The sequence below is a fragment of the Campylobacter concisus genome (genome assembly GCF_002092855.1).
Classification (GTDB): domain Bacteria; phylum Campylobacterota; class Campylobacteria; order Campylobacterales; family Campylobacteraceae; genus Campylobacter_A; species Campylobacter_A concisus_AI.
Genome location: NZ_LVLC01000012.1, coordinates 365,178 through 388,626, shown reverse-complemented (window position 1 = coordinate 388,626; position 23,449 = coordinate 365,178). Strand labels below are relative to the sequence as shown.

Annotated in this window: 26 protein-coding genes; 21 read left to right on the top strand and 5 right to left on the bottom strand. The window is 35.8% G+C overall.

Annotation, left to right across the window (positions count from 1 at the left end):
* The first annotated feature begins 112 nt into the window (after positions 1–112).
* Positions 113–979, top strand: coding sequence for a formate/nitrite transporter family protein (locus A3223_RS06210; RefSeq protein ID WP_072594540.1), 867 nt, complete (start codon positions 113–115; stop codon positions 977–979).
* Between the two features lie 80 nt (positions 980–1,059).
* Here A3223_RS06210 and A3223_RS06205 read toward each other — a convergent pair whose 3' ends face one another.
* Complete coding sequence (locus A3223_RS06205) at positions 1,060–1,698, bottom strand: Crp/Fnr family transcriptional regulator (RefSeq protein WP_084109580.1); 639 nt, start codon at positions 1,696–1,698, stop codon at positions 1,060–1,062.
* 148 nt (positions 1,699–1,846) lie between these two features.
* Positions 1,847–2,260: an acyl-CoA thioesterase gene (locus A3223_RS06200; protein WP_021091795.1), complete on the bottom strand. Its 414-nt coding sequence runs from the start codon at positions 2,258–2,260 to the stop codon at positions 1,847–1,849.
* A gap of 91 nt (positions 2,261–2,351) precedes the next feature.
* Between A3223_RS06200 and ciaB the strand changes: the two genes are divergently transcribed.
* Positions 2,352–4,193 (top strand): invasion protein CiaB, encoded by a 1,842-nt coding sequence (gene ciaB / locus A3223_RS06195; protein ID WP_084109579.1) that lies wholly within the window; start codon positions 2,352–2,354, stop codon positions 4,191–4,193.
* A gap of 534 nt (positions 4,194–4,727) precedes the next feature.
* Positions 4,728–6,530 carry a putative bifunctional diguanylate cyclase/phosphodiesterase gene (locus A3223_RS06190; RefSeq protein WP_257639262.1) on the top strand — a complete coding sequence of 601 codons (1,803 nt, stop codon included), beginning with the start codon at positions 4,728–4,730 and terminating at the stop codon, positions 6,528–6,530.
* Here the strand turns inward: A3223_RS06190 and A3223_RS06185 are convergent.
* Complete coding sequence (locus tag A3223_RS06185) at positions 6,523–7,062, bottom strand: hypothetical protein (RefSeq protein ID WP_084109577.1); 540 nt, start codon at positions 7,060–7,062, stop codon at positions 6,523–6,525. The two genes, A3223_RS06190 and A3223_RS06185, sit on opposite strands and share 8 nt — an antisense overlap.
* A 326-nt stretch (positions 7,063–7,388) precedes the next feature.
* Between A3223_RS06185 and A3223_RS06180 the strand changes: the two genes are divergently transcribed.
* Positions 7,389–9,509: an EAL domain-containing protein gene (locus A3223_RS06180; protein WP_257639261.1), complete on the top strand. Its 2,121-nt coding sequence runs from the start codon at positions 7,389–7,391 to the stop codon at positions 9,507–9,509.
* On the opposite strand, the gene A3223_RS06175 is transcribed toward A3223_RS06180, so the two are convergent.
* Complete coding sequence (locus A3223_RS06175) at positions 9,506–9,694, bottom strand: hypothetical protein (protein WP_021091806.1); 189 nt, start codon at positions 9,692–9,694, stop codon at positions 9,506–9,508. The two genes, A3223_RS06180 and A3223_RS06175, sit on opposite strands and share 4 nt — an antisense overlap.
* A gap of 129 nt (positions 9,695–9,823) precedes the next feature.
* On the opposite strand from A3223_RS06175, the gene dut reads away from it, so the two are divergent.
* On the top strand, positions 9,824–10,519 hold the full coding sequence (gene dut, locus A3223_RS06170; protein ID WP_084109575.1) for a dUTPase: 696 nt from the start codon (positions 9,824–9,826) through the stop codon (positions 10,517–10,519).
* A complete protein-coding gene (locus A3223_RS06165) occupies positions 10,516–11,256 on the top strand; it encodes an EI24 domain-containing protein (RefSeq protein ID WP_084109574.1) in 741 nt (246 codons plus the stop codon). Before dut ends, A3223_RS06165 begins: the two co-directional genes overlap by 4 nt.
* 18 nt (positions 11,257–11,274) lie before the next feature.
* Here A3223_RS06165 and A3223_RS06160 read toward each other — a convergent pair whose 3' ends face one another.
* Positions 11,275–11,796 (bottom strand): ATP/GTP-binding protein, encoded by a 522-nt coding sequence (locus A3223_RS06160; RefSeq protein ID WP_084109573.1) that lies wholly within the window; start codon positions 11,794–11,796, stop codon positions 11,275–11,277.
* A gap of 84 nt (positions 11,797–11,880) precedes the next feature.
* On the opposite strand from A3223_RS06160, the gene A3223_RS06155 reads away from it, so the two are divergent.
* The 15 genes from A3223_RS06155 (at position 11,881) to A3223_RS06085 (ending at position 23,325) form a co-directional block, all read left to right on the top strand.
* A complete protein-coding gene (locus tag A3223_RS06155) occupies positions 11,881–12,249 on the top strand; it encodes an L-arabinose ABC transporter (RefSeq protein ID WP_180378707.1) in 369 nt (122 codons plus the stop codon).
* Positions 12,250–12,669 carry a pyridoxamine 5'-phosphate oxidase family protein gene (locus tag A3223_RS06150; RefSeq protein WP_084109572.1) on the top strand — a complete coding sequence of 140 codons (420 nt, stop codon included), beginning with the start codon at positions 12,250–12,252 and terminating at the stop codon, positions 12,667–12,669.
* A gap of 58 nt (positions 12,670–12,727) precedes the next feature.
* A complete protein-coding gene (gene fabG / locus A3223_RS06145) occupies positions 12,728–13,471 on the top strand; it encodes a 3-oxoacyl-ACP reductase FabG (protein ID WP_084109571.1) in 744 nt (247 codons plus the stop codon).
* Between the two features lie 87 nt (positions 13,472–13,558).
* Positions 13,559–13,792: an acyl carrier protein gene (gene acpP / locus A3223_RS06140; RefSeq protein ID WP_021091725.1), complete on the top strand. Its 234-nt coding sequence runs from the start codon at positions 13,559–13,561 to the stop codon at positions 13,790–13,792.
* Positions 13,793–13,826: 34 nt separating this feature from the next.
* Positions 13,827–15,038, top strand: a complete 1,212-nt coding sequence (locus tag A3223_RS06135; protein WP_084041941.1) for a beta-ketoacyl-ACP synthase II — start codon at positions 13,827–13,829, stop codon at positions 15,036–15,038.
* Position 15,039: 1 nt separating this feature from the next.
* Positions 15,040–15,975, top strand: a complete 936-nt coding sequence (gene accA, locus A3223_RS06130; protein WP_084109570.1) for an acetyl-CoA carboxylase carboxyl transferase subunit alpha — start codon at positions 15,040–15,042, stop codon at positions 15,973–15,975.
* 192 nt (positions 15,976–16,167) lie between these two features.
* Positions 16,168–17,022: a CbrC family protein gene (locus tag A3223_RS06125; protein ID WP_084109569.1), complete on the top strand. Its 855-nt coding sequence runs from the start codon at positions 16,168–16,170 to the stop codon at positions 17,020–17,022.
* Positions 16,913–17,884, top strand: coding sequence for a YwqG family protein (locus A3223_RS06120; protein ID WP_180378706.1), 972 nt, complete (start codon positions 16,913–16,915; stop codon positions 17,882–17,884). The genes A3223_RS06125 and A3223_RS06120 overlap by 110 nt, the downstream gene beginning before the upstream one ends.
* A 215-nt stretch (positions 17,885–18,099) precedes the next feature.
* The gene (locus A3223_RS06115; protein ID WP_084109567.1) at positions 18,100–18,714 is read left to right on the top strand and encodes a riboflavin synthase; all 615 of its coding nucleotides are present in this window, start codon (positions 18,100–18,102) and stop codon (positions 18,712–18,714) included.
* A 9-nt stretch (positions 18,715–18,723) separates the two neighbouring features.
* On the top strand, positions 18,724–19,455 hold the full coding sequence (gene pgeF, locus A3223_RS06110) for a peptidoglycan editing factor PgeF (protein ID WP_084109566.1): 732 nt from the start codon (positions 18,724–18,726) through the stop codon (positions 19,453–19,455).
* 206 nt (positions 19,456–19,661) lie between these two features.
* A complete protein-coding gene (locus A3223_RS06105; RefSeq protein ID WP_180378705.1) occupies positions 19,662–20,390 on the top strand; it encodes a DUF4198 domain-containing protein in 729 nt (242 codons plus the stop codon).
* A 77-nt stretch (positions 20,391–20,467) separates the two neighbouring features.
* Complete coding sequence (locus A3223_RS06100) at positions 20,468–20,683, top strand: acetyltransferase (RefSeq protein ID WP_084109564.1); 216 nt, start codon at positions 20,468–20,470, stop codon at positions 20,681–20,683.
* Between the two features lie 145 nt (positions 20,684–20,828).
* Entirely contained in the window at positions 20,829–21,617 is a 789-nt protein-coding gene (gene rpsB / locus A3223_RS06095) for a 30S ribosomal protein S2 (RefSeq protein WP_084109563.1), read from the top strand.
* The gene (gene tsf, locus A3223_RS06090) at positions 21,617–22,681 is read left to right on the top strand and encodes a translation elongation factor Ts (RefSeq protein ID WP_084109562.1); all 1,065 of its coding nucleotides are present in this window, start codon (positions 21,617–21,619) and stop codon (positions 22,679–22,681) included. Before rpsB ends, tsf begins: the two co-directional genes overlap by 1 nt.
* The gene (locus tag A3223_RS06085; RefSeq protein ID WP_084109561.1) at positions 22,681–23,325 is read left to right on the top strand and encodes an ABC transporter ATP-binding protein; all 645 of its coding nucleotides are present in this window, start codon (positions 22,681–22,683) and stop codon (positions 23,323–23,325) included. The genes tsf and A3223_RS06085 overlap by 1 nt, the downstream gene beginning before the upstream one ends.
* Positions 23,326–23,449 lie beyond the last annotated feature (124 nt).

Here is a 23,449-nt window from a genome sequence, read left to right as displayed (position 1 = left end):
GCTTTTAACCGCAAGCATTGATTTGACTTTAGTGATTTTGCAAAGTGTTAAACTTTGGTCGCAAAGATGAGCTTGGCTCATGTGCGAGATTGAAAATAAAAAGGAGAATGTGATGTTAAATCCGGCAGAAACCGCTCAAGCGGTCTCAAGCTCTATGGAGCATAAGGCTCATATGCCGCTTACTAGTATTATTTTTCTTGCTATCATGGCTGGAGCTGCTATTGCTATGGGTGATATTTTCTGGGCTCACTCGACAGTTGGTATGGCTGAAAATCAGTCAATTGGTCTTTCAAATTTTATCGGTGGTATCACATTTAGCTGTGGTCTTATGATGGTTGTCTTTTATGGCGGACATCTTTTTACAAGCTCAGTTTTAAGTGGTGTTAGCGCATATGAAGGAAAGCTAAAACTAGGTAAGACTATCGGATACTGGGCTATCGTTTGGATATTTAACTTCGTTGGCGGCGCATTGATCGCTTATATGTACTACTACTCAGGCTTGCCGCTAAAGTATGATGGCTACATCTTGCAGCACTTTATACCAGCTGGTATTGGCAAGATCACAGCACCATTTCATGAGCTATTTATCCGCGGAATTTTTTGTAATGTCTTTGTTTGTATGTCTATTTGGACTGCGACAAGCGAGAGCAATCTATCTGGTAAATTCTTTGCCATTATGTGGATGATCGGCGCGTTTGTGGCTTGCTCAATGGAGCACTGCGTGGCAAATATGTTTATTATCACTGAAGCCATCATCTCAAAAGCTCACTATATAGCAGCAAACGGCGGAGATATCGCTGCTGCAGCTGCAGCTCTAGGACATGGCATCACGGCTGAAAAGCTAGAAGTTTTAAACTGGGGAAATTTTATCGGTAAAAACTTAGTTCCAGTTACACTTGGTAATATCTGCGGCGGACTTTTCTTTGTTGGTTTAGTTGGCTTTATGGCAAATAAATTCGATATGAAGAAAAAAGCTTAAAAATTTTTAGTCTTTGCTTCTTGGCAAAGACTAATCCTCTAAGGCTACTCTTTGCTAGCCATTATAAAAATTTTTGATTTTTAGTTTGTGTAACTTTCAAGTTTTTCATAATCAATTATTAAAAACTCGTGTGGTGTGATCTTTCTTATGATGTCATCTTTTATAAGCTCATTAAAAGTAGTTGAAGCGCTTTGGCGTTTTAGCCCCACAAAGCTTGAGAGCACTTTTAGAGAAAATGGCAAAAATATGTAGTGATATCCATTTTGCTTTAGATCCTGCTCCTTTGCAAGCTCGATCAAAAAATTTGCAATCCTGCCTTTTGCATCTTCAAAAAGTATGGATTTTATGATTTGACGTTGCACGATGATGGCGTTTAACGCCGCTTTTAAAATTTCATCTACAACATTTACATTTGATAAAATTTCACTTATTTCGCTTAAGTTTATGGAGTAAATTTTTGCATCTTCTAAAATTTCAAAAGCACAATTATCATCAAGAACAGCGATGTTATTTGCTTCCAAACGGTAAAGGATAAATTCTTCCCCGTCTTCAAAAAACGAAAGCTTTGCACAGCCACTTTTTAAAATGATGATTTTGATCTCTTCTGCGTAGATGATGCTTGTTTTTGGAAGGTTTTTGTACTCAAATTTATCAAGCTCGGATTGAGTTAGGATATCTAAAATTTGTGTTTGCAAAAGGCCTAAACGTGACTTTTTCATGATTCTCCCAAAAAATGTATAGGGCCTGATTTTACTTCACAAAGCATTTAAAGAAGTTGAAAAATATTGCTTTTAGTTTAAGAATTTCAATAATTTTTAAAAGTAGTATTAATTTTTTAATTTGGTTGCATAAATTGCAACCAAATTTTTAAAATCCATGAAGCTGTTTTAGTTTCTCATCGATTGGCTTTTTAAGCCCATCTTTCGTCACGCTTACGTAAGTTGCGGTAGCGCTTGTAACGTGTATAGTTTCTCTATATCCGCCCGGATTTAGCCTAAGAGCGGTTACTTCTATTTGCGTTGTTATCGATGTTTTGCCAACGGAGATGATTTTAGCGTAGCAGCTTAGCACATCGCCAACAAAGACAGGTTGTTTAAAGATGATCTCTTTCATAGAAATTGTCACAACGCGCTCGGGAGAAATTTCTCTTGCAGCTTGTGCACCTGCAAGGTCGATCTGACTCATTATCCAGCCACCAAAAATATTTCCAGCTGAGTTTGTGTCCTTTGGCAACATAACTTGTTTTATGCGTGGCTCACCAAAATCCTTTAAAATATCCATTTTTTGCCTTTTAGATGTTAAAATTTTTGGTTGATTGTAGCAAATTTTAATGGCTTTATGCTAAAATCTTGCAACTTCAGGGGATGAAAAAATGAACGACTTTAAAAGATTAAATGAACTCACAAAAGAGCAAAAAAACAAGCTAAATGCTATTTATAAAAATTTAGACGATGACATTATAAACGAGGCTGTTAAAATTTGCGGCCTTGCTGGCACACCAAGCCAGAAACTAGCCCTTGCAAGAAGGATAGTAGATCTTAAAGTAGATCCGCTTCAAAATGAGCTAAAAAAGCTAAATTTAGGCGAAGATGAGCAAAAACGAGTGCTAAATTTAATGTATGGCTACGTTAGAAATTTATATGAAAATCTGCACGCCAAGCTTTTAGAAAAGGCCAAAGAAGAGAAAATTTTAGATCCATTTAACCAAGCTTTTGTGCATGCGATGCACGAGCTTGGACTAAGTCTAAATGCGTGGCAAATTTCATGGCAGGATCGTATTATCGACACTACAAACAAAGAGTTTGAGGCTAAATTTAAAGATCTAAGCCATGCAAATGAGTTTATTACTAAAAACGGCTTATTTCAGTGTGACGCTAACGGTGTAAGGGCTGATAGAACGTATGGCGCAGTTTGCAAAGAAGGCGAGAAATTTAGCTTTTTGCCTTACGCACTTGCCTTTAAAGATGAGGTGAGAGAGCTTAAAAGTGTCTTTGCTAAAAATCTTGAAATTTTAAGAAATTTAGCCCAAAATGACGAGCAAAAATCATACATAAAATACCTTGAAAAGCTGCAAAATGCCTTTTGTGAAGAGGACAACGCAAAGGTGATAAATGCATGGCAAGAGGCTGAGATAGCGTGGATGGATGTAAAAGGCGCACTTCAGCCAGGCCATCCGCTAGAGTACTACGAGGACGCTTATACGCACGCAGTTGCACTTGAGTGGGACATCAGGCTGGTTGATAGCGAGGGCATAGATGAGCATAATTTTAAAGAAAAAGTGGCAAAAACTTATAAGAGCGTTTGCGAAAAGATAAAATTTGATAACGCTGAGACAAATAGGGCAGTTAGCGAAAATATCGCTAGAACGCAGCTTTATATAAGCGTGCCGATGATCTATTACGCAGCGGAGCTAAACGGGCTTTTTAGCGCTCAAGTCGTGCCAAATGATGAGAGCGTGAGTGCAAAATGTGGTAAGAAAATTTTTGCCTTTGTAAATCACGTCTATGAGGGCGCAAAGGCAAAGCCTTTTATGAAGCTTGGGGCTGAAATTTTTAGCAAGGAGTTTTTGGATTTTGGCAGAGAGATTTTATTTTTAAAGCCAAAAATTTGGAAAAAAGTCTATGAAATTTCAACGATCGGCCATGAGTTTGGACACATCCTCTTTATCGGGCTTGATACTGAGATGATGATGAATAAAAGTGGCGTCTTTAAATTTATAGAAGAGTATAAGGCGACGACTGGTGGGCTAGTAAATTTTTTCTTGCACGAAGAGGCGGAGTATAAAATGGCTATCTTTCATGAGCTAATAGCTCGTGCTGTTGGGCTTATCGCGTGGCGAAAGGTCGATGAGGTGAGGGCTTATTACTGCGAGGGACTCATACATCTTAGCTTGCTTTTTAGGGCTGGCGTGCTTAAATTTGATGGCAAACTAAGCGTGGATATGAGCGAGCAAGCTTACGCTAAATTTAAAGAAATTTGCTTAGAAAACTACTACGATCTAGCGCAAACATACGCTAAAAAAGTTGATGCGAGCACATTTTTGGAGAAATTTTGCCAAAAAGATGAACTAAGCTATCTACCAAAAGATGAAGAGTGCAAGAAATTTGTTGAGCATTTCTACGCTAGGTACGAAGCTATCGGCAACGACGTCGATGATAGCGGCGAGTGGCAAAGGTGGCAAAGCTTAGCCAAAAAGGCAGAGAAAGATATATAAAGACGGAACATGATAAGTAAAATAAGCAACGAAAATCAAGTATCTTTTTTATTTATGTTGATACTTTTTTGTGTATATGTTGTTAGTTATTTTATTGCTAGTGGTTTTTATGAAGACATAATTACTACTCTATTTGATTTTATGATCACATTATTTATCTTTTTAAAGCTAAAAGAGACAAGAAATTTAAAAACATATTGGATATATATATTACTAGGCCTTACTTGCTGGGTAGCATCAGATACTATGTGGATGCTATATGATAAGGTTGATTTTCTTAAACAATTTCTTTCTAAAGTCAATTTTATACAAATCTCATACGTAGTCTCATATTTTATGTTTGCATTTTCTGCTTTTTATATTTTGATCAAAAATTTGAAAAATTTATTTTTAATGCAAGTGTTTGTGGACTCAGTTTCTATTTCCGCAATATATTTTAGCTTTATGTGGTTTATGATTTTTAATAGAAATTTAACTCAAGTTTTAAGTCAAAAAGATTTTTTTAATCTAAGTTACATTGCCATAGATTTATTTATGTTTTGTACTTCATTTATTGCATTTTTTTCACTTAAATTTTCAAAAAGAAGACTATCTATACTTTTATGCTTGATAGCGCTTATTGTAATAAGCACTTATGATGTTTTTACCACTACAATGGATTTTTGGATAGATGAAATATCCTTTTTTGGATACGACATTGTATTTAAGAGTTCATTTTTTATGTTGTTTGTTGCTGCGCTTCATTTAAGAGAGGGTGAGGCAAATCTAAAATTTAGGGCGCTCAGAAACGATTTTGATAAAATTTTAATACAAAAGCTATTTGTTTTCGCCGTATTTTTAACGATCATGATCTTGTACTCTTGGAAGATAAATTTGACATGGTTATTTTCTATTTTAGTTACTTTGCTTGCATACGGGGCATTATCTTATACATTTTCTAATGTTAGAAAGATGGATATTTTAATTAAACGTGAAATACATATCAAAAAAGTGTTAAATAATCAGATAGAAAGTAAAGTAAAAGAGCTTGAAGAGACAAATAGGCACCTACAAAGGATCAGTAAATATGATTATTTGACAAATGCTCTAAATCGCCAGTATTTTATCGCAAGGCTTGAAGAGATGATAAAGTCAAAGGCACTTGGCGAAAAGATAGATATTTATAGTATTGATATAAACCATTTTAAGGCAATAAATGACTCGTATGGGCATTATATCGGCGATGATGTAATAGCAAAGTTTGCTTTAAATATTGAGTCAATATTGCCACCAAACGATTCCTTATTTGCAAGATCTGGCGGCGATGACTTCATCGTTGTTGTCAAGCAAAACGAAAATGTACATTGCAGGGAATTTTTACGCTATCTACTAAAAGCTATTTCAGAGCCAATAGTTATAGATGATTATAAAATTGTACTTGATGCGAAAATAGGGATTAGCTCGACACAAACCAGTGAAATTTTGGCTGATGATTTTATCATGCAATCAGAAGCAGCACTAGAAGCAGCAAAGAAAGATGCATCTGAAAAGTATGTTTTTTATAGTGATATAAAAAGCATTATTCAGGATAGAAACTACATAGAAATATTGCTAAATAGCATAAGCTTTGATGAAGAATTTGAGCTAAAATTTCAGCCCCAATATCTAATAGAAGGTAAAAAAATAGTAGGAGCAGAGGCTCTTGTTAGGTGGAACTCTCCTATAAAAGGTCCGGTAGATCAATCAAAATTTATCCCAATAGCCGAACAAAGCTCTATTATCAATGCGATAGGAAAATGGGTAGCAAAAAATGCTATAAAACAAATGGCCTTTTGGAATGAGAAATATAATACAAACCTAAAAATAGGCATAAATATCTCGCCAAAACAGATTGATAATATAAATTTTGCATCTAAATTTTTAAGCTATATAGATAGATACGGCATCGATCCATCTTGTGTAGATGTTGAGATCACTGAGGCCAGCCTTGTCAATGCCGAAGAGATGATGCAAAGTGCGTTATCTGATCTTTCTAATAGAGGAATTTGCATCTCCATAGATGATTTTGGTACCGGTTTTTCATCGATGAATTACATCAAAAAATATCCTATGGGTCGCCTAAAGATCGCTAAAGAGCTGATAGATAATATTGCTAAAAATGATATAGATAAAGACGTAGTAAAAAGCGTTATAGCTTTAGCTAAAAATGTGGAGCTAAAGACTATTGCTGAAGGCGTCGAAGATGAAACCCAGCTTGAAATTTTAAGAGAGCTTGGATGCGATGAGGTGCAAGGGTATCTTTGGGGCAAGCCAATGAGTGCAGAGGATTTTGAAAAGCTTATAATAAGCGCTATTTAAGCACGCTCTTTGCGCTAAAATTTTCAAATTTCAAAATATCTTTATGGCAAAGTTTGGCCAGCTCATTTATCATTTTTGAGCTAGCTTCATCTTTTGGGATTATTAGATGAATTTTTTCTTCTAAAAAAATGATAAAAATATTTTTTAGCTCATAAATTTCACTAACTTTATTTAGGTCAAATTTTTCATTTTCTTTGGGTTCGCTTTCATAATAAGCCAGAAATTTCTCATTTACTTCAAAATTCATTTTCTTTTGAACGTCTAAAATTTCAATTCTCTTTAATGCAGCTATGCGACTTCTTTTTAAAAAAATAGGATAAAAAATGATCCAAAATATAGCAAAAACAGCTCCGATAATAGTAAAAATTTTACTTTTTAATAGCATATCAGCAACGAAACCAGCTATGATGGCTTCAGTAAATATCATAAAAGTGTTTATAAAATACTGCTTTCTTGCTGCTTTTGAGAAAAATAAGATAAAAGATTTATAATCTATTAAATTTTGTCCATTTATGACGATATTGCACTTCATAAGATACCTTTGTGAATTTTAAAATTTTTTGGGAAATTATAACCAAAAGCAAAGTCAATTTTTGTATAATTTGGACTATTTCTTAGGAGAGGGACACTATTTTTTTAATATCAAAATCATCTATAACTGGCATGCGAAAATGGATCTTAGTTGCAGTTGTAGCACTATTCTTATTTGCACTATTAGCATCTTTACTAGACTATAATCTAATTGGAAAAATATCTATTTTGCTTAGTTTCTTTATAATAACTTTTGGCATTTATACTTCAATGGATAAAGTAAAAACCAAAATAACGCATTGGCTTGCAATATGTTTTGGTGTTTTTTTGTGGTCTATTTGCGATGCATTAATGGTGTTAAATCAAGATGTACTATTGCGTGCTCATAGTTCTTATGCGTATCTTGATGTGTTTTTTATGTTGCCGATGATATCTATTTTAGCTGGCGTTAGTATATTTTTGTATTCAAAATTTGTAGCCAGCCAAGAAAAACTAGCCATTGTTATGGATAGCATAAGTGTCTTTTTTTTAATAGTAATTTTAATATATGGTATTTTTGACGAAATAGATATTTCATCGATGATAAATAATGGATCAAATATCGTTTTTCTCTCTATTGTAGCCATAAATTTTCTTATACTTTTTATTACTTTAAGTGAGATTTTTACAAGTAGTTTGCTTCATATAAAAATTAGCGGCTTTTACCTTATATCGGCTAGCATTTTATTTACGATGCTAAATTTATTTATTTTTTATAGCCAGATCTCAAATGTAAATTTTGGCCATAAAATAGATTTTTTATATATCGTTCCTTTCTTTTTTTTGATGATAGGAGCTTTTCATTTAAAAGCTAAAAATGAATATGTTACAAATACCGATAAAGATATCTCAATAGGATCAAAATGGCTACCAATAATAATAGTTTTGCCTTTGCTGTTACAGGAAGATCTAACATCTTTTAGTGCACTTATCTCACTATTTATCTTGGTTGTAAATGCTATTGTTAATTACTACGTTAAAAGCTCTATTGCAAGTAGAAAAATATTAGATTATGAGAGAAATATTCATAGAGAGATGGAAAAGTCGATGCATGAGCGAACCAATGAACTTATGCTCGCAAATTTAAGACTTCAAGATATGTCCGAGAAAGACTATCTAACAGATCTTGGTAATAGAAATTTTATAGTAAATGAGCTTGAAATAATGTGCAAAAGTATCTCTGAAGATGAGGAAATCGTAGTTTATTATATAAATTTAAGCCGTTTTAAAAGCATAAATACATCTTACGGGCATGAAATAGGCGATAGAATTTTAAAGCTAGTTGCAAAAAGGATACTTGAAGTTTGCAATAGACAAGAGGCCATAGCAAGGATTAGCGCGGACGAATTTATCGTATTAGCAAAAATGGAGATAAATAGTCATACAAAACGCTTAAATCTTGGAATTGCCTTAAAAGATACTATTGAAAAGCCAATTCAAATAGATAGATATCACTTTGGACTTAAGTGTATAATAGGCATAGACGTAGCAACAAAAAATAGCACGGCAAATCCAAGAAATATTATAAAAAATGCAGATATGGCAATGTATTACGCCAAGAAAAATCCAGCTTTAAATCCTATGGTTTATAGCGATAAAATTAGCAATGAAATGCACCTAAGCTCAAGTATCGAGATCGCGCTTAAAAAAGCTAATTTGCAAGAAGACCTTCATGTATATTTTCAACCAATATTTGATCTAAAAATCGAAAAAATGATCTGCGCAGAGGTTTTTTTATATTGGAAATCAGAAAAATTTGGCTTGATGGAAGCAAGCAAATTTATGAAAGAGGTCAATGTAAATAGTGATATCTTAAACGATATTTGCTCGCTTTTAGTTTCAAAGACCATAGAGTATGTAGATAGATGGCAAAAAGAAAAACTCTTGATACCAAAAATAAGTATAAATGTTGCACAGATTCAAAGTAAATCAGAAAAATTTGTTTTAGATTTTATTTCTAGCTTACGCTCGCATTATATAAATCCAGAGCTTTTTGAAATAGAATTTGGCGAAGAAATATGGACAAATAACACTAAGACACTTGATAAAATTTTTTCTATTCTCAAAGAAAATAATATAGATGTTTGTATAGATAATTTTGGCTCTGGATATACTTCATTTATTTATATTAGAAAGTACGGTGTTAAGCGTATAAAAATAGCGAGTGAATTTGTTGCTCAAGCATCAAATAGCAAAATAGATGCACAAATCGTATCTGCAATTATTGATTTAGCAAAGGCAATGAAGATAAAAGTTGGCGCAAAAGGCGTAGAAAAAGAAGAAGATATTCATTTCTTAAAAGAGCTTGATTGTAACGAAGTTCAAGGACTTTTCTTATCTCGTCCTATGAGTGCAGAAGAATTTGAAGACCTTGTAAGACAAGATCCTCAAATGATAGCTAAAGTTTAAATTTCAGCCTTTATCTCTTCGTTTGATTTTACGACCATGCCTGAGCCATGGATCACGCTTGGAACACAACTGGTGCAGATATCAACTTCTTCGCCATTTTTATGAGCGTGGATAAAAACTGCATTTGTATCATCACTGCTTTTTAGTCCGCAAACATTGCAAACCACTAGATCTTTTTCTCTCATTTTTTCTCCTTTGAAATTTTTGCTAATTTTAGCTCCTAAATTTTATACATAAAATGATTTAAGTCAAGCTTGCCTCGTGGCATTTAATAATTTTTTGTTATAATCCTTTAAAATTTTAAAAGGCCTAAAATGAATGAAAGAACGATTATTTTAGAGATGTTAAAGATGCAGCAAAGCCTAAATGATGAGACGAATGGGCTTGGCTGGGAAAATGGTTATACTAATAAAAATAAATTAATCAGCTGGAGGCGCTGCATATATATGGAGTGCGCTGAGCTGATTGATAGCTTTGCGTGGAAGCATTGGAAGAGTATTGATGCAAAGACTGATGAGCAAAATTTACGCATAGAAGTTGTTGATATTTGGCACTTTATTATGAGCCTAGCTTTGCAAATTTATAAATCAAAACAGCTTGGAGATATAGAAACTTTAGCTGATGATATTTGTCAATCAAGCGGTTTTAGCGAGTTTTGCAAAGAGCCATTAAGGATCGAAGACGAGAGCATTTATGAGATAATGAATGACGTTGAAATGCTCATACATGAGTGCAGCGGGTTTGACTACGATATATTTGATATTTTAAAAATTTACTTCTCTATGTCTTTAAAATGCGGCGTAAATTTATACTCACTTTATGAGTGCTACATCGCTAAAAACGTGCTAAATCGCTTCCGTCAAAATAATGGCTACAAAGAAGGCAGCTATAAGAAAAATTGGAACGGACGCGAAGATAATGAAGTGATGAGCGAAATTTTGTCAAATGGTGTTAGTAAGATAGATGAAATTTACGCAGCACTTGAGCATGAATACAAAAAGGTGAAATGATAAATCTTCTTCGCCTTGGCTTTAAAGATTTTTTTACAGCCAAATTTATAGCGCTATCCATCTTGCCGCTTCTCCTTAGCATCGTCTGCCTAGCTTGGCTTAGCATCTGGGGCGGCGGTGAGATATTTGATCTTTTAAGTGATAGCGCTAAAAATGAAAATTTTACCTTTTTAGAGGCAAACTCGGCGCTCTCTTTTATCGCTATTAAAATTTTAAGCTTTAGTGCCACAAAGTGGATAGTTAGTATACTTTTTTATATTCTGAGCACCTTTTTAACGATCATTGTTAGCATCGTGATTGCTCTAATCGTAGCTGGCTTTTTAACTCCAGTTGTTACTAAAGAGATAAACAAAAGGCACTACAACTACGTGCTTAAAAGCGAGGTTAGCACAGCTAGAGTGCTAAAGGTGATGACGGTTGAGATCATGAAATTTCTTGGGATATTGCTCGTTTGCCTACCGCTTTTATTTGTACCAGTATTAAATTTTTTCATCATAAATGTACCGTTTTTTTATATCTACTACAAACTTTTACTGATAGACGTTGGCTCAAACACTCTTGATAGTGATAAATTTGAGCTAGCACTGCTTGAAGGTGGCGGGATAAAATTTATAGCTTTTGCGCTTTTGTTTTATCTCATCTCGCTTGTGCCGCTTGTTGGGCTATTTTTTCAGCTTTATTTTGTGATAGTTTTGTCGCACCTCTTTTTTGAGAGAGAGGCACTTATAAAAATTTAGAGCCAAAAGGCCCTAAATTTACGCATAGTAAGATACTTTGTTGCTTTCATCAAGCAATGTATCAAATAGCCTTTTTGTGGCACTTAGTAGATTTTTGTTCGCATTATTTTGAGCTAGAAGTTCGTCAAACATCTTTAACATATTGTCATTTATGAAATTTTTATGATTTAGATCTTTTGCGTCAGGTAGCATTTGCTTGATCTTGTTTGAAAGATCACTTATGCTTTGGCTGCTGCCAGCGATCTTGTCGCCCTCTTTGACGTTTTTCATAAATTCATCAACTTGTGGGCGAATTTGCTTCATCGCTTCTTCGATCTCTTTCATATCTTGCTCGTCTATGCCGTTTCCTTTATATAAAAACTCATAGCCGTATTCGTGCGTGAGAGTAAGGCTTCTTTGGCTTGAAGTACCATTTTTTTGGCTTGAAAACTCCAAACTTTTGTTGTCATACATCGAAAAGCTTATCTCATCGCCTGAGCTAGTTTTCATCGAAAAGCTCATGTTGTTGTAGCTTCCTTGAGAGTAAAAATTTGTTTGCATTTTTAAATCCTTTTGAGGCTAAATCGTCAAATTTTTAATTTCATAAAGCAAAATTTTGTAAAATGCGTCAAAAAAGGACGGGCGATGTGTTGTTTTGGGACTAGGATCTTTTTGCTGATGCTTATCACTGTTTTAAGCTTCGTTTTTGCTAAGCTTTGGCCTGTTTTGCCAGTCGTTTGCTACTACTTTATACTCGCAAATTTGCTCTCAATTTTGATGTTTTCACTATTTTTTAAAGGGCTTTTGCCAAGCTTTGTAAAAGTAAATGCGATCCACTATTTCTCGCTCATTGGCGGCTTTTTAGGAGCATTTTTAACAATGCTTATTTTTAAAAAAGTAGCAAAGGATAAGTTTAACCTAGTTGAGCTCATCATCTTTTTGATCTGGATTGTTATATTGCTCTTTGTTGTCTTTAAATTTCAAGCCATTCTTGATATTTTTAGAGGAATTTAGATGGATGAGAGAATAGTTAAATTTTTAAAAAAGATGCACCTTGCTAGCGTTTGTGTCGTTGATGATGAGGGGCAGCCTTATGCTTTTAGCGCATTTTACGCCTTTGATGAGGTAAATTTTAGCCTTTTTCTAGCTAGCTCAGATGATAGCTCGCATATCAAATTTTTAAAAAACTCAAAGCTTGTTGCTGGTACGGTTGCTCTTGATACAAAGATCGTTGGCAAGATAGAGGGTGTGCAGTTTCAAGGAGTGATGAGAGAGGCCAAAAAAAATGAAATAGAAATTTATTTCAAAAGGTTTTTTTATTCAAAGGCAATGAATCCAAAAATTTGGTCTATAAGCCTTGAAAAACTAAAATTTACGAGTAATGTCCTTGGTTTTGGCAAAAAGATAAGGTGGGAAAGAAGCGATAAAATTTAGACGTTAAGCTTATATAAGCTACAATCATTGAAAAATTAGAAAAAAATAAGGAGAATTTATGAAATTTAGCGGAAAAAACGTGCTAATAACAGGTGCAAGCAGAGGTATCGGTGCACAGATCGCAAAGACGCTTGCAAATATGGGCTTAAAGGTGTGGATAAACTACCGTTCAAAGCCTGAGATAGCAGACGCTTTGCAGGCTGAGATCGAGCAAAATGGTGGCAAGGCTGCGGTGATAAAATTTGACGCGACAGACGAAGATGAGTTTATAAAAGGTATAAATTTGATAGTCGATAGCGACGGCGAGCTAAGCTACCTTGTAAATAACGCTGGCATTACAAACGACAAGCTAGCACTTCGCATGAAAACTAGCGAATTTACAGATGTAATAAATGCAAATTTAACTTCAGCTTTCATAGGATGTAGAGAGGCTTTAAAAGTGATGAGCAAAAAGCGCTTTGGAGCGGTCGTAAACGTCGCATCTATCGTTGGCGAGATGGGAAATGCTGGACAGGTGAATTATTCAGCCAGCAAGGGCGGACTGATCGCTATGAGTAAGAGCTTTGCAAAAGAGGGTGCAAGCAGAAATATCCGCTTTAACAGCGTAACCCCAGGCTTTATCGAGACTGATATGACGCATGGGCTAAGCGATGATGTAAAGAAAACTTATAGTGATAACATCCCGTTAAAACGTTTCGGCAGTGCTAGTGAAGTAGCTGAGTCAGTGGCGTTTTTACTAAGTAATCATGCAAGCTACGTAACTGGTGAGACGCTTAAAATAAATGGCGGACTTTATATGTAGGTAAATTTCAGACAAGTTTTGAAATTTAAAATAAATAAAAGCGTAAATATTATAAGATAACAGACATTTTTTATAAGGAGACCTTAAATGGCAGTATTTGAAGACGTAAGAGACGTAGTTGTAGAGCAACTAAGCGTAGATCCACAAGCGGTAAAACTAGAGTCTAAAATCATTGAAGATTTAGGCGCTGATTCACTTGACGTTGTAGAGCTAGTTATGGCTTTAGAAGAGAAATTTGAAGTAGAAATTCCTGATAGTGAAGCAGAGAAATTAATAAGCATTCAAGACGTTGTAAATTATATAGAAAAACTAGGTAAATAATTAAAATTTACATAGTTTGATTTAAGGAGATGTATTGAAACGAGTCGTTGTAACTGGTATAGGCATGATAAACGCACTTGGTCTTGACAAAGAGAGTTCTTTTAAGGCTATTTGCGAGGGTAAAACAGGTGTGAAAGAGATCACAAGCTTTGATGTAAGTGACTTTCCTGTTAAAATTGCTGCCGAGATAACTGATTTTGATCCAAATAGTATTTTGGACGGCAAAGAGGTGAAAAAAGTAGATCGTTTCATACAGCTTGGCATAAAAGCATCTAATGAAGCTATGGCTGATGCAAATTTTAAAGAGTTTGATGCTCATAAATTTGGCGTTAGTTCAGCAGCTGGTATAGGTGGCTTGCCAAATATTGAGAAAAATTCAATTACATATTTTGAAAAAGGTGTAAAGCGAATTTCGCCATTTTTCATTCCATCAGCACTTGTAAATATGCTAGGTGGAATAGTTTCAATAAATCATGGGCTAAAAGGTCCAAATTTATCTAGTGTAACAGCTTGTGCGGCAAGTACTCATGCAATATCTCAAGCAGCAAAATGCATTATGATCGGTCAAGCGACAAATATGTTAGTTATCGGTGCTGAGTCTACTATTTGTGGTGTAGGCATAGGTGGCTTTGCAGCAATGAAAGCTCTCTCAACTAGAAATGATGAACCAAGTAAGGCGTCAAGGCCATTTGACGCAAATCGTGATGGTTTTGTAATGGGTGAAGGAGCTGGCGCGCTTGTACTTGAAGAGTATGAGTCGGCTATTGCAAGAGGTGCTAAAATTTATGCTGAAGTGGTTGGATTTGGTGAGAGCGGAGATGCACACCATATCACATCACCAACACTTGAAGGCCCATTAAGTGCGATGAAACAAGCACTTGATATGGCAAAAGGTGTAAAGATAGATTATGTAAATGCGCATGGTACTTCAACACCTGTAAATGATAAGAATGAGACTGCGGCACTAAAAGCAGTTTTTGGTGATAAATGTCCACCAGTTAGCTCAACAAAAGGTCAAACCGGACACTGTCTAGGTGGTGCTGGTGCGATCGAGGCTGTTATATCTATAATGGCAATGAGAGACGGCATTATCCCTCCAACAATAAACTACGAAACTCCTGATCCAGAGTGTGATCTAGACTATGTTCCAAATAAAGCTAGAAAAGCTGATATAAAGGCTGTTATGAGCAATTCGTTTGGCTTTGGCGGCACGAATGGCGTCGTGATATTTAAAAAGTTGGATTAAGATGTCAAATTATTTAGATTTTGAAAAAAGCATAAAGCAAATTGATGAAGATATAGCAAATGCTAAGATCAGAGGCGATGAACATGCTGTTGAAATTTTAAATAAGAATTTATCTAAAGAGATATCAAAAATATATAAAAATTTAAACGAATATCAACGTTTGCAACTTGCTCGTCATCCAGATAGACCATATTCTATTGATTATATTAATGCGTTTTTGATTGATGGATATGAGATTCATGGAGATAGAGCATTTAGAGATGATCCAGCGATAGTTTGCTACATCGGCTATATCGGAGGCAAAAAGACTGTCGTTATAGGCGAGCAAAAAGGCCGTGGCACTAAAAACAAATTAAGAAGAAATTTTGGTATGCCTCATCCTGAGGGTTATCGCAAAGCTCTTAGAGTTGCAAAAATGGCTGAGAAATTTAATCTACCCATTTTATTTCTCATAGACACTCCAGGCGCATATCCAGGTGTTGGAGCTGAAGAGCGAGGACAAAGTGAAGCTATAGCTAGAAATTTGTTTGAGTTTGCAAATTTAAAAACTCCAATAATTGCTGTTGTCATAGGCGAAGGTGGAAGTGGTGGTGCTTTAGCTATAGGCGTGGCTGATAGACTTGCTATGATGAAAAATTCTGTGTTTTCAGTTATCTCTCCAGAAGGCTGTGCAGCAATACTTTGGAATGACCCAGCTAAACAGGAACAAGCTACAAAATCTATGAAAATAACAGCTGATGATTTAAAAAGTCTATCACTGATTGATGCTGTTATAGATGAACCGATAAATGGAGCTCATAGAGACAAAGAAGGTGCTGCAAAAGTACTTGCAAATTATTTTATTTCAGAGCTAGCTGAGCTTGAAAAGCTTGATATAAATGATCTTGTAGCAAAAAGAATAGAAAAAATTCTCTCTATCGGAGCATTTGAAGAATAAATTTATAGTCACAACAATTTTATAAGAATACTTATCAAATTTGTTTGTGGCATCATCTACTAAAATACTAAAACAATTTAAAAATCGGTATAAATTTAATCGATTTAGTAGCCATAATTTTTGCACTAGTTTTTATATCTTTAAGATTTAAACACTAAAATTGTTAATATCAAATCTACATAAAGAGTATTAATGAATAAATTTCAAGAAAAATATATCACTCTTTCAAAAGAATATTATAAAAATAACGGCAATGCTTCTAGTATTGAGGCACTCTATCAGTTTAAAGAAGAGTTGGAAAACTGTGATGACATTTGCGCAAAGTATGTTTTAGTCGATATTTATCAGCTTTTATCTATGAGAAAGAGTGCTTACGACTTACTTTTAAAAATACATGACAAAAGTGATAAAAAGCAGCTAAAGGCACTTGGCTATCTAGTGCAATTCATTGACGAAAATGATAAATGGGTGCTGCCTCGCCCAAAAAGTAGAGGTCAAATTTTGGCTCAAAAAGATAAAGCCTCCACACTACCAAAATTTATCTATCATCCCAATCCTTTAAGAACCGGCGCATTTAAAGATGATATGAATATAGTGTGTGAGTGCTGCGGCAAAGATACTGAAGTTTATTATAACGGTAGCATTTATTGCGAGCAAGATATTTCGTATCTTTGTCCTACTTGTATTTCTAGCGGTATGGCTGCTAAGAAATTTGACGCTACATTTGTACAAGATGCTGACAAGCTATCTATAAATGATACTAAAAAGGATGATAAACTTTTTAGAAGAACCCCTGGCTACGAGAGCTGGCAGGGTGAGCATTGGATAGCTTGTTGTGATGATTATTGCGAATTTTTAGGTGACGTTGGTACAAGAGAGCTTGAAGAAATGGGTATAGCAGACGAGGTCTTTGAGGACTACACAAAAAGAGCTGAATATGACGATAAAATGCTACGCGAACATCTTGTTAAAGCTGGCGATATTGCTGGATATTTGTTTCGTTGTTTGCATTGTAAGAAGTATCATATATACGTTGATGCTTGTTAAAGAGGAAAATATGGATATTGCAAAAATTTCTAAAGGTTGTAAAGAACGTGGACTGGATGAACTTTTTAAGCTTTTATCGCCACTAGCAAGAAATGCCATAAGGATAGATACGCAAGCTAAAAATGACGATGATATCGCCGTTGGAGCGTCTAAATTCGGTGGCTCGCCAGATCTGTCAGATGGTTTATCGTGGCCGTCAAATGAAAACGGCGCTTTGAGTTTTGTGGCACAGATAAATTTTGCTGAAGCTAGCAAATTTGACATTGACTCACTACTGCCAAAAAGCGGAATGCTCTATCTTTTTTATGATAGAAATTTACGTGTTTGGGGCTACGATCCTGCCGATAAAAATGGCTTTGCAGTGATCTTTTCTGATGTAAATGATGAGTCACTTTCTCGCAGGAGAGCGGAGAGTTTAGAGGGAGAAAATTCTACGTTTAACGCACACTTGCTTAGCTTTGAAAATGAGATAAATTTGCCAAATTTACAAAGCTCGATTGTGCCATTTAGTAAAATTAGTGAAGCTGAGTGGGAGGCTTATCATGAGGTTATTGAGCCAAGCTGGCAGGCTAAAGAAAATAAACTCCTTGGACACTCTGATAATGTCCAAGATGGTATGGAGCTAGAGTGTGAGCTAGTTACAAATGGGCTTAGCTGTGGTGATGGTAGCGCTTATCACCACCCAAGAATAGCGGAATTTGAGAAAAATTCTGCCCAGTGGCAACTACTTTTACAGATAGATAGTGATGATGAGGGCGATATGGACTGGGACGGAGAGGGCAGAATTTATCTGTGGATAAAGAGGGACGACCTAGCGGCGCGCGACTTTAGCAAGACGTGGCTAGTTTTGCAGACAAGCTAAGGCTGCCAAATTTATAAAAGATAAAAATTAAAATTTATAGAGAAATTTTATACTAGGGTTACCCAATAAATTTTTATTAGCATTCTTGGTGCGATTACCAAAAATTTACTGCCATTTCTGCCACTATCTACTTAAATATATAAAATAACCAAAGATGCTAATGCCCAAATTTAGGCAAAATTTAGTAAAATCCTTAAAAATTTTAAAGGCAAAATATGTTTAATGGCTTGATTCGTGAGATCGCACAGGTTGTTAGTTATTCACAAAATATTTTAAGGCTAAAGGCAAATTTTCGTCCAAATTTAGGCGATAGCATTGCCGTAAATGGTGCTTGCCTGAGCGTAATAAAACTACATGAAGATGGCTTTAGTGTGGAGCTAAGCGCAGAGAGTAGGGCAAATATTGCGGTTGAAAATTTAAAAGAAAGAGTGCATATCGAGCCAGCGATGAAGCTAGGAGACCGAGTAGATGGGCATTTGATGCAAGGACATATCGATTTTATCGGTAAAATTTCAAATATCAAAAAGAATGAGAATGGGGTTGATTTTTACATCGACTTGCCGCGCGATGCTATGAGCTTGATGTCAAATAAAGGCTCAGTGGGCGTAGAGGGCGTGAGTCTAACCATAAATGAAATTTTGCCAAAGGGTATAAGGCTAACAATCATACCAATCACATTTAAAGATAGCCTTTTTGGTACTTTTAAGGTCGGCAGGCGCGTAAATATCGAAAGCGATCTTTTGGCTCGATACGTAGCTAGGCAGCTTTTTTGTAAGCAAGATAGCACCCTTAGCTGGGACGATGTTGAGCGAATTTCTAGCCTTTACTAGGTGGATAAAATGCGTAAAAATTTAGAGATCGTCTTTGATAAAAATGGCGTATTAGCTGGCTTTACAAATAGATTTGGCGGTGTGAGTGAGGGTGCTTTTGAGAGCTTAAATTTAGCAGATCATGTTGGCGATGATCCGTTAAAGGTCGCACAAAATCGTGAAATTTTAGCAACGGCGCTTGGTATTATGCCTGTTAGTTTAAAATTTATGAACCAAATCCACTCAAATAAAGTGGAAATTTTGCAAGATTTTAACGACGATCTACCTCCATGCGATGGTGTGATAACATCATTAAAAGACGTAGCACTTTGCGTCTTAGTCGCTGACTGTGCGCCTGTTTTGATAATAGATGAACATCTTGGCGTAGTCGCAGCTGTGCATGCGGGACGCGCAGGTGTTACTAGTAAAATTTGCACAAATGCAGTGGGGCTGATGACGAGTGAGTTTGGTTGCTGTGCTAATAATTTACGCGTATTTATAGGCGCAAATATCAAAGTGCAAAACTACGAAGTAGGCAAGCTGGATCTTGGTGAATTTAACCAATATAAAAAAGATGGAAAATTTGATATAAACGCAGCTTTATTAGATGAATTTGCTAAGCTTGGAGTAGATCAAATATCGCTAGATCCTCGTTGCACTTTTGAGAGAGATGAATTATTCTCATACCGCAAACAGAGTAGGACTGGGCGTTTTTGCGGATTTGTGATGAATAGAGCCACATCGGTAAATAGTAAAAAATAAAAGTAAATTTTTAGCTTCATTGCTTGCCTATTAAAATTTGCCAGCTAAATTGTATTGAACGTTTTGATATTTAATTTGATCTAAAAAATGGCTAAATATAATAATTTTTAGCTACAATTTGACATCGAATCTCAAAAATAACAATAAGGAAAATCATAAAAATAGGTAAAATTTTGACCTCCGTTATGCTAACAGGAGCCTTTTATATGGTGCAAGCACACATGTTTTGGGTAGATGGAGCTAATGATGAAAAGCTAGGAAAATTTATCGCAAACATGGGTTATAGCGACGATTTTCCAAAGCTAGAGCCTATTATGGCCGAACGCGTCCATCTTTTTGCGCCAATTACTGTAATAAGTAAAGATGGTAGCAAAAAGAAGCTTAAGCAAAGTGGCGAGAACTACCGCTATGAGGGCGAAAAATTAAATAAAGGCACATATATCTTACTAGCACAGCAAAATCCTATGTATTCGCTTAAAAAGCGTAGTGATGGCAAGTGGCTAATAGACAAAACAAAGCTTGATCTAAAGGATCTAAGCGATATACAGATTTGCCGGCTGATGACGATAACATCTAAGAGAGTCTTAAATTTAGGTGAAACAAACGACTTCGTAACTAAACCTGTTGGAGTTAAAATCGAGATCGTACCGCTACAAAACCCAGCGGAATTTAGAGTGGATAAGCCTTTTAAATTACAGGTTTTTGCTGATGGAAAGCCGCTAGAGCGAGCTAAGCTAACTGGTACTTTTGCTGGATTTTTAGACCACAAGCATGCGTTTTACGGCATGACGGATGAGCAAGGCATCACTGAAGTATTAGCTCTAAGGCCAGGATTTTGGGTATTTGAGGTGATTTATGAAAGACCTTATCCAGATGCTGCGAAGTGTGATAAAGAGACGTTAAAAACGACACTTAGTTTTGAGATAAAAGAATAAAAGTTTGATATAAATTTGAGTTCGAATTTATTATAAATTTTTTATAATCGCTTTGTAATTTTGAAAGTAAAGAAAGAATGCCTTACGAAAACTTTAAATCAAAAAATCCTCTTGTGCTAAAAATCACTACAAATGCAAAAAAATTTGGCGTAGAAACACTACAAAACGAGGAGTTTGTAAGCATTCTTTTAAATGTCAAGAAGCTTGAAATTTCATCAGAACAAAGGCAAGCAATGGCAGAAATTTTTGCCAAGTTAATAAAAATCGAAGAAGACTCACAATTAAGTAAATAAACTTTAGTTTAAATTCATATTACTTTAAGTATAATCCCTCTTTATTTCACACACGACAATCCTAAATTTGGTTGTGCGAAAGCATTAATGGTCGTGGAGGATAAAACTAAATTCAAGGCAAAATGCCTAAAACAAGGAGAAACTCATGGTAACTATGAGAGATTTATTAGAGTGTGGCGTACATTTTGGTCACCAAACACGCCGCTGGAACCCAAAGATGAAAAAATTTATCTTTGGCGAGAGAAAAGGTATCTATATCATAGATCTTCAAAAGACTATCCGCTACTTCCGCTACACTTATAACATCGTTCGTGACGCAGCTGCTGAAGGCAAGTCAGTGCTATTTGTAGGCACTAAAAAACAAGCTATCGACGCTATAAAAGAGTATGCTGAAAAATGTGGAATGCCTTATGTAAATCACCGCTGGTTAGGTGGTATGATGACAAACTTCGGTACTATCCGCCAGTCTATCCGCAAACTAGAAGTTATCGAGACTATGGAAGAAGATGGCTCGATAAATTTACTAACTAAAAAAGAGGCTTTGATGCTTCGCCGCAAAAAAGAGAAACTTATCGCAACTCTTGGCGGTATCCGCAATATGAAAAGCCTACCTGATATGATATTTGTCGTTGATACAGTTAAAGAAAAGATCGCCGTTCAAGAGGCAAATCGCCTAAAAATCCCAGTTGTAGCACCGATCGATACAAACTGCGATCCTGACGTTGTTGACTATCCGATCCCAGGAAATGACGATGCGATTCGCTCTGTTCAACTTTTCTGCCAAGAGATGGCTGAAGCGATCAACGAAGGTAAATCACTTCTTGAACAAGATGGTGGCGAGCAAGTTGCTGGCGAAGAAGTGAGCCAAGACGAGAAAGACGCGGTTGTAGCTGAGGCTATGAGCGAAGAAGACTTTGGCGAGGACGAAGAATAATGGAAATAACTGCACAAATGGTAAAAGAGCTCCGCGAATCAACCGGAGCTGGTATGATGGACTGCAAAAAGGCACTTGGCGAAGCAAATGGCGACATGGAAAAAGCTGTTGACATCCTTCGTGAAAAAGGCCTAGGCCAAGCTGCTAAAAAGGCTGACCGCCTTGCAAGCGAAGGCTTGGTAAGTGTTGAAGTTTGCTCAAAATGCAAAAAAGCAACTATCAGTGAGATCAACTCTGAAACTGACTTCGTTGCTAGAAACCCACAGTTTCAAGCACTTGCAAAAGACGCAACAGCTCACATCCAATCAAGCGGCATAAAAACAGTTGAAGAGCTAAATGCGAGCACTTTAAATGGTGTTAAATTTGAAGATTATTTCAAAACTCAGATCGCAACTATCGGTGAAAATCTTGTAGTGCGCCGCTTTGAGACTATTATTGCTGATGACAAAGGCGTGGTAAATGGCTATGTTCACTCAAATGGTCGTGTTGGTGTACTTATCGGTGCAGCTTGCGAAAGCGCAGAAGTTGCAAATAAAGCAGCTGATTTTATAAGAAATTTATGTATGCATGCAGCTGCTATGAAGCCAAGCGTTATAAGCTATAAAGACCTTGATAAAGATTTTGTTGAGAAAGAATTTATCGCACTTCGTGCTGAGCTTGAAAAAGAAAATGAAGAGCTAAAACGCTTAGGCAAGCCACTTCATCACATCCCTGAGTATGCTAGCCGCTGCCAGATAGGCGAGGCAGAGCTTGCAAAAGCTACAAAAGCGATCGAAGAAGAGCTAAAAGCTGAGGGCAAACCTGAGAAAATTTGGGACAAGATCATCCCTGGTAAGATCGAGAGATTTTATGCTGATAACACAGTGCTTGACCAACGCCTCACACTTTTAGGCCAGTTTTATGTAATGGACGATAAAAAGACTATTGAACAAGTTATTGAAGAAAAAAGCAAAGAGCTTGGTGGCAAGATCGAGATCGTAAAATACGTTCGTTTTGAACTTGGCGAAGGCTTAGAGAAAAAAGTAGATGACTTTGCTGCAGAAGTTGCTGCTCAAATAGGCTAATGGAAATTTTAAGAGCGTCTAATCTAGGCTTTGCGTATGATTATACGCTCTTTAATAATATAAATTTAACTCTCAATCAAAAACAAAGCATCGCGATAACCGGCGTTAGTGGTTGTGGCAAATCAACACTTTTACACATACTTTCGACACTTTTAAAGCCAAATTTTGGTAAGGTTGTCTATCAAGATAGATCGATCTATGAGCTTTCTCAAAACGAGCTTTTGGCCATTAGAAGGCTTCATTTTGGCATTATTTTCCAGTCACACTATCTTTTTAAAGGATTTAGTGCTTATGAAAATATCGAGCTTGCAAGCATCTTATCTGGCGAAAATATAGAAAAAAATGATCTTAAAGCGCTTAAAATTTCAAGTGTGATAAATCAAAAAGTTGGCGAGCTAAGCGGTGGCCAGCAGCAGCGTGTGAGTATCGCTAGAGTGCTTACTAAAAAGCCAAAGATTATCTTTGCAGACGAGCCAACGGGCAACCTTGATAAGCAGACGGCAAATGAAGTGATGCAAGTTTTATTTGACTATATAAATGAAAATAACGCTGCCCTTGTTCTAGTTACTCACGACAACGATCTAGCCGCTAAATGCGACAATTCATACAAGCTTGATAACAAAGAGCTTGTGCAAATTTCTTAAATTTTAAAAACTAAAATTTATTATTTTATCTTTAATATTTTTATAAATTTTTCCAATTTAGATTTATCTCTATCTTTATAATATAAATTTGTATTAAAAGCTTTATGTAAGAAGTAGAAACAGG

Coding starts and splice junctions, on each gene's coding strand:
- A3223_RS06175 (WP_021091806.1), bottom strand. CDS start 9,694: ATGAGAGAAAAAGATCTAGTGGTTTGCAATGTTTGCGGACTAAAAAGC.
- pgeF (WP_084109566.1), top strand. CDS start 18,724: ATGCGTAAAAATTTAGAGATCGTCTTTGATAAAAATGGCGTATTAGCT.
- fabG (WP_084109571.1), top strand. CDS start 12,728: ATGAAATTTAGCGGAAAAAACGTGCTAATAACAGGTGCAAGCAGAGGT.
- tsf (WP_084109562.1), top strand. CDS start 21,617: ATGGAAATAACTGCACAAATGGTAAAAGAGCTCCGCGAATCAACCGGA.
- A3223_RS06200 (WP_021091795.1), bottom strand. CDS start 2,260: ATGGATATTTTAAAGGATTTTGGTGAGCCACGCATAAAACAAGTTATG.
- rpsB (WP_084109563.1), top strand. CDS start 20,829: ATGGTAACTATGAGAGATTTATTAGAGTGTGGCGTACATTTTGGTCAC.
- A3223_RS06190 (WP_257639262.1), top strand. CDS start 4,728: ATGTTTTGTACTTCATTTATTGCATTTTTTTCACTTAAATTTTCAAAA.
- A3223_RS06125 (WP_084109569.1), top strand. CDS start 16,168: ATGAATAAATTTCAAGAAAAATATATCACTCTTTCAAAAGAATATTAT.
- ciaB (WP_084109579.1), top strand. CDS start 2,352: ATGAACGACTTTAAAAGATTAAATGAACTCACAAAAGAGCAAAAAAAC.
- A3223_RS06205 (WP_084109580.1), bottom strand. CDS start 1,698: ATGAAAAAGTCACGTTTAGGCCTTTTGCAAACACAAATTTTAGATATC.
- A3223_RS06085 (WP_084109561.1), top strand. CDS start 22,681: ATGGAAATTTTAAGAGCGTCTAATCTAGGCTTTGCGTATGATTATACG.
- A3223_RS06120 (WP_180378706.1), top strand. CDS start 16,913: ATGACGATAAAATGCTACGCGAACATCTTGTTAAAGCTGGCGATATTG.
- A3223_RS06150 (WP_084109572.1), top strand. CDS start 12,250: ATGGATGAGAGAATAGTTAAATTTTTAAAAAAGATGCACCTTGCTAGC.
- A3223_RS06160 (WP_084109573.1), bottom strand. CDS start 11,796: ATGCAAACAAATTTTTACTCTCAAGGAAGCTACAACAACATGAGCTTT.
- A3223_RS06115 (WP_084109567.1), top strand. CDS start 18,100: ATGTTTAATGGCTTGATTCGTGAGATCGCACAGGTTGTTAGTTATTCA.
- acpP (WP_021091725.1), top strand. CDS start 13,559: ATGGCAGTATTTGAAGACGTAAGAGACGTAGTTGTAGAGCAACTAAGC.
- accA (WP_084109570.1), top strand. CDS start 15,040: ATGTCAAATTATTTAGATTTTGAAAAAAGCATAAAGCAAATTGATGAA.
- A3223_RS06210 (WP_072594540.1), top strand. CDS start 113: ATGTTAAATCCGGCAGAAACCGCTCAAGCGGTCTCAAGCTCTATGGAG.
- A3223_RS06185 (WP_084109577.1), bottom strand. CDS start 7,062: ATGAAGTGCAATATCGTCATAAATGGACAAAATTTAATAGATTATAAA.
- dut (WP_084109575.1), top strand. CDS start 9,824: ATGAATGAAAGAACGATTATTTTAGAGATGTTAAAGATGCAGCAAAGC.
- A3223_RS06100 (WP_084109564.1), top strand. CDS start 20,468: ATGCCTTACGAAAACTTTAAATCAAAAAATCCTCTTGTGCTAAAAATC.
- A3223_RS06155 (WP_180378707.1), top strand. CDS start 11,881: ATGTGTTGTTTTGGGACTAGGATCTTTTTGCTGATGCTTATCACTGTT.
- A3223_RS06105 (WP_180378705.1), top strand. CDS start 19,662: ATGGTGCAAGCACACATGTTTTGGGTAGATGGAGCTAATGATGAAAAG.
- A3223_RS06165 (WP_084109574.1), top strand. CDS start 10,516: ATGATAAATCTTCTTCGCCTTGGCTTTAAAGATTTTTTTACAGCCAAA.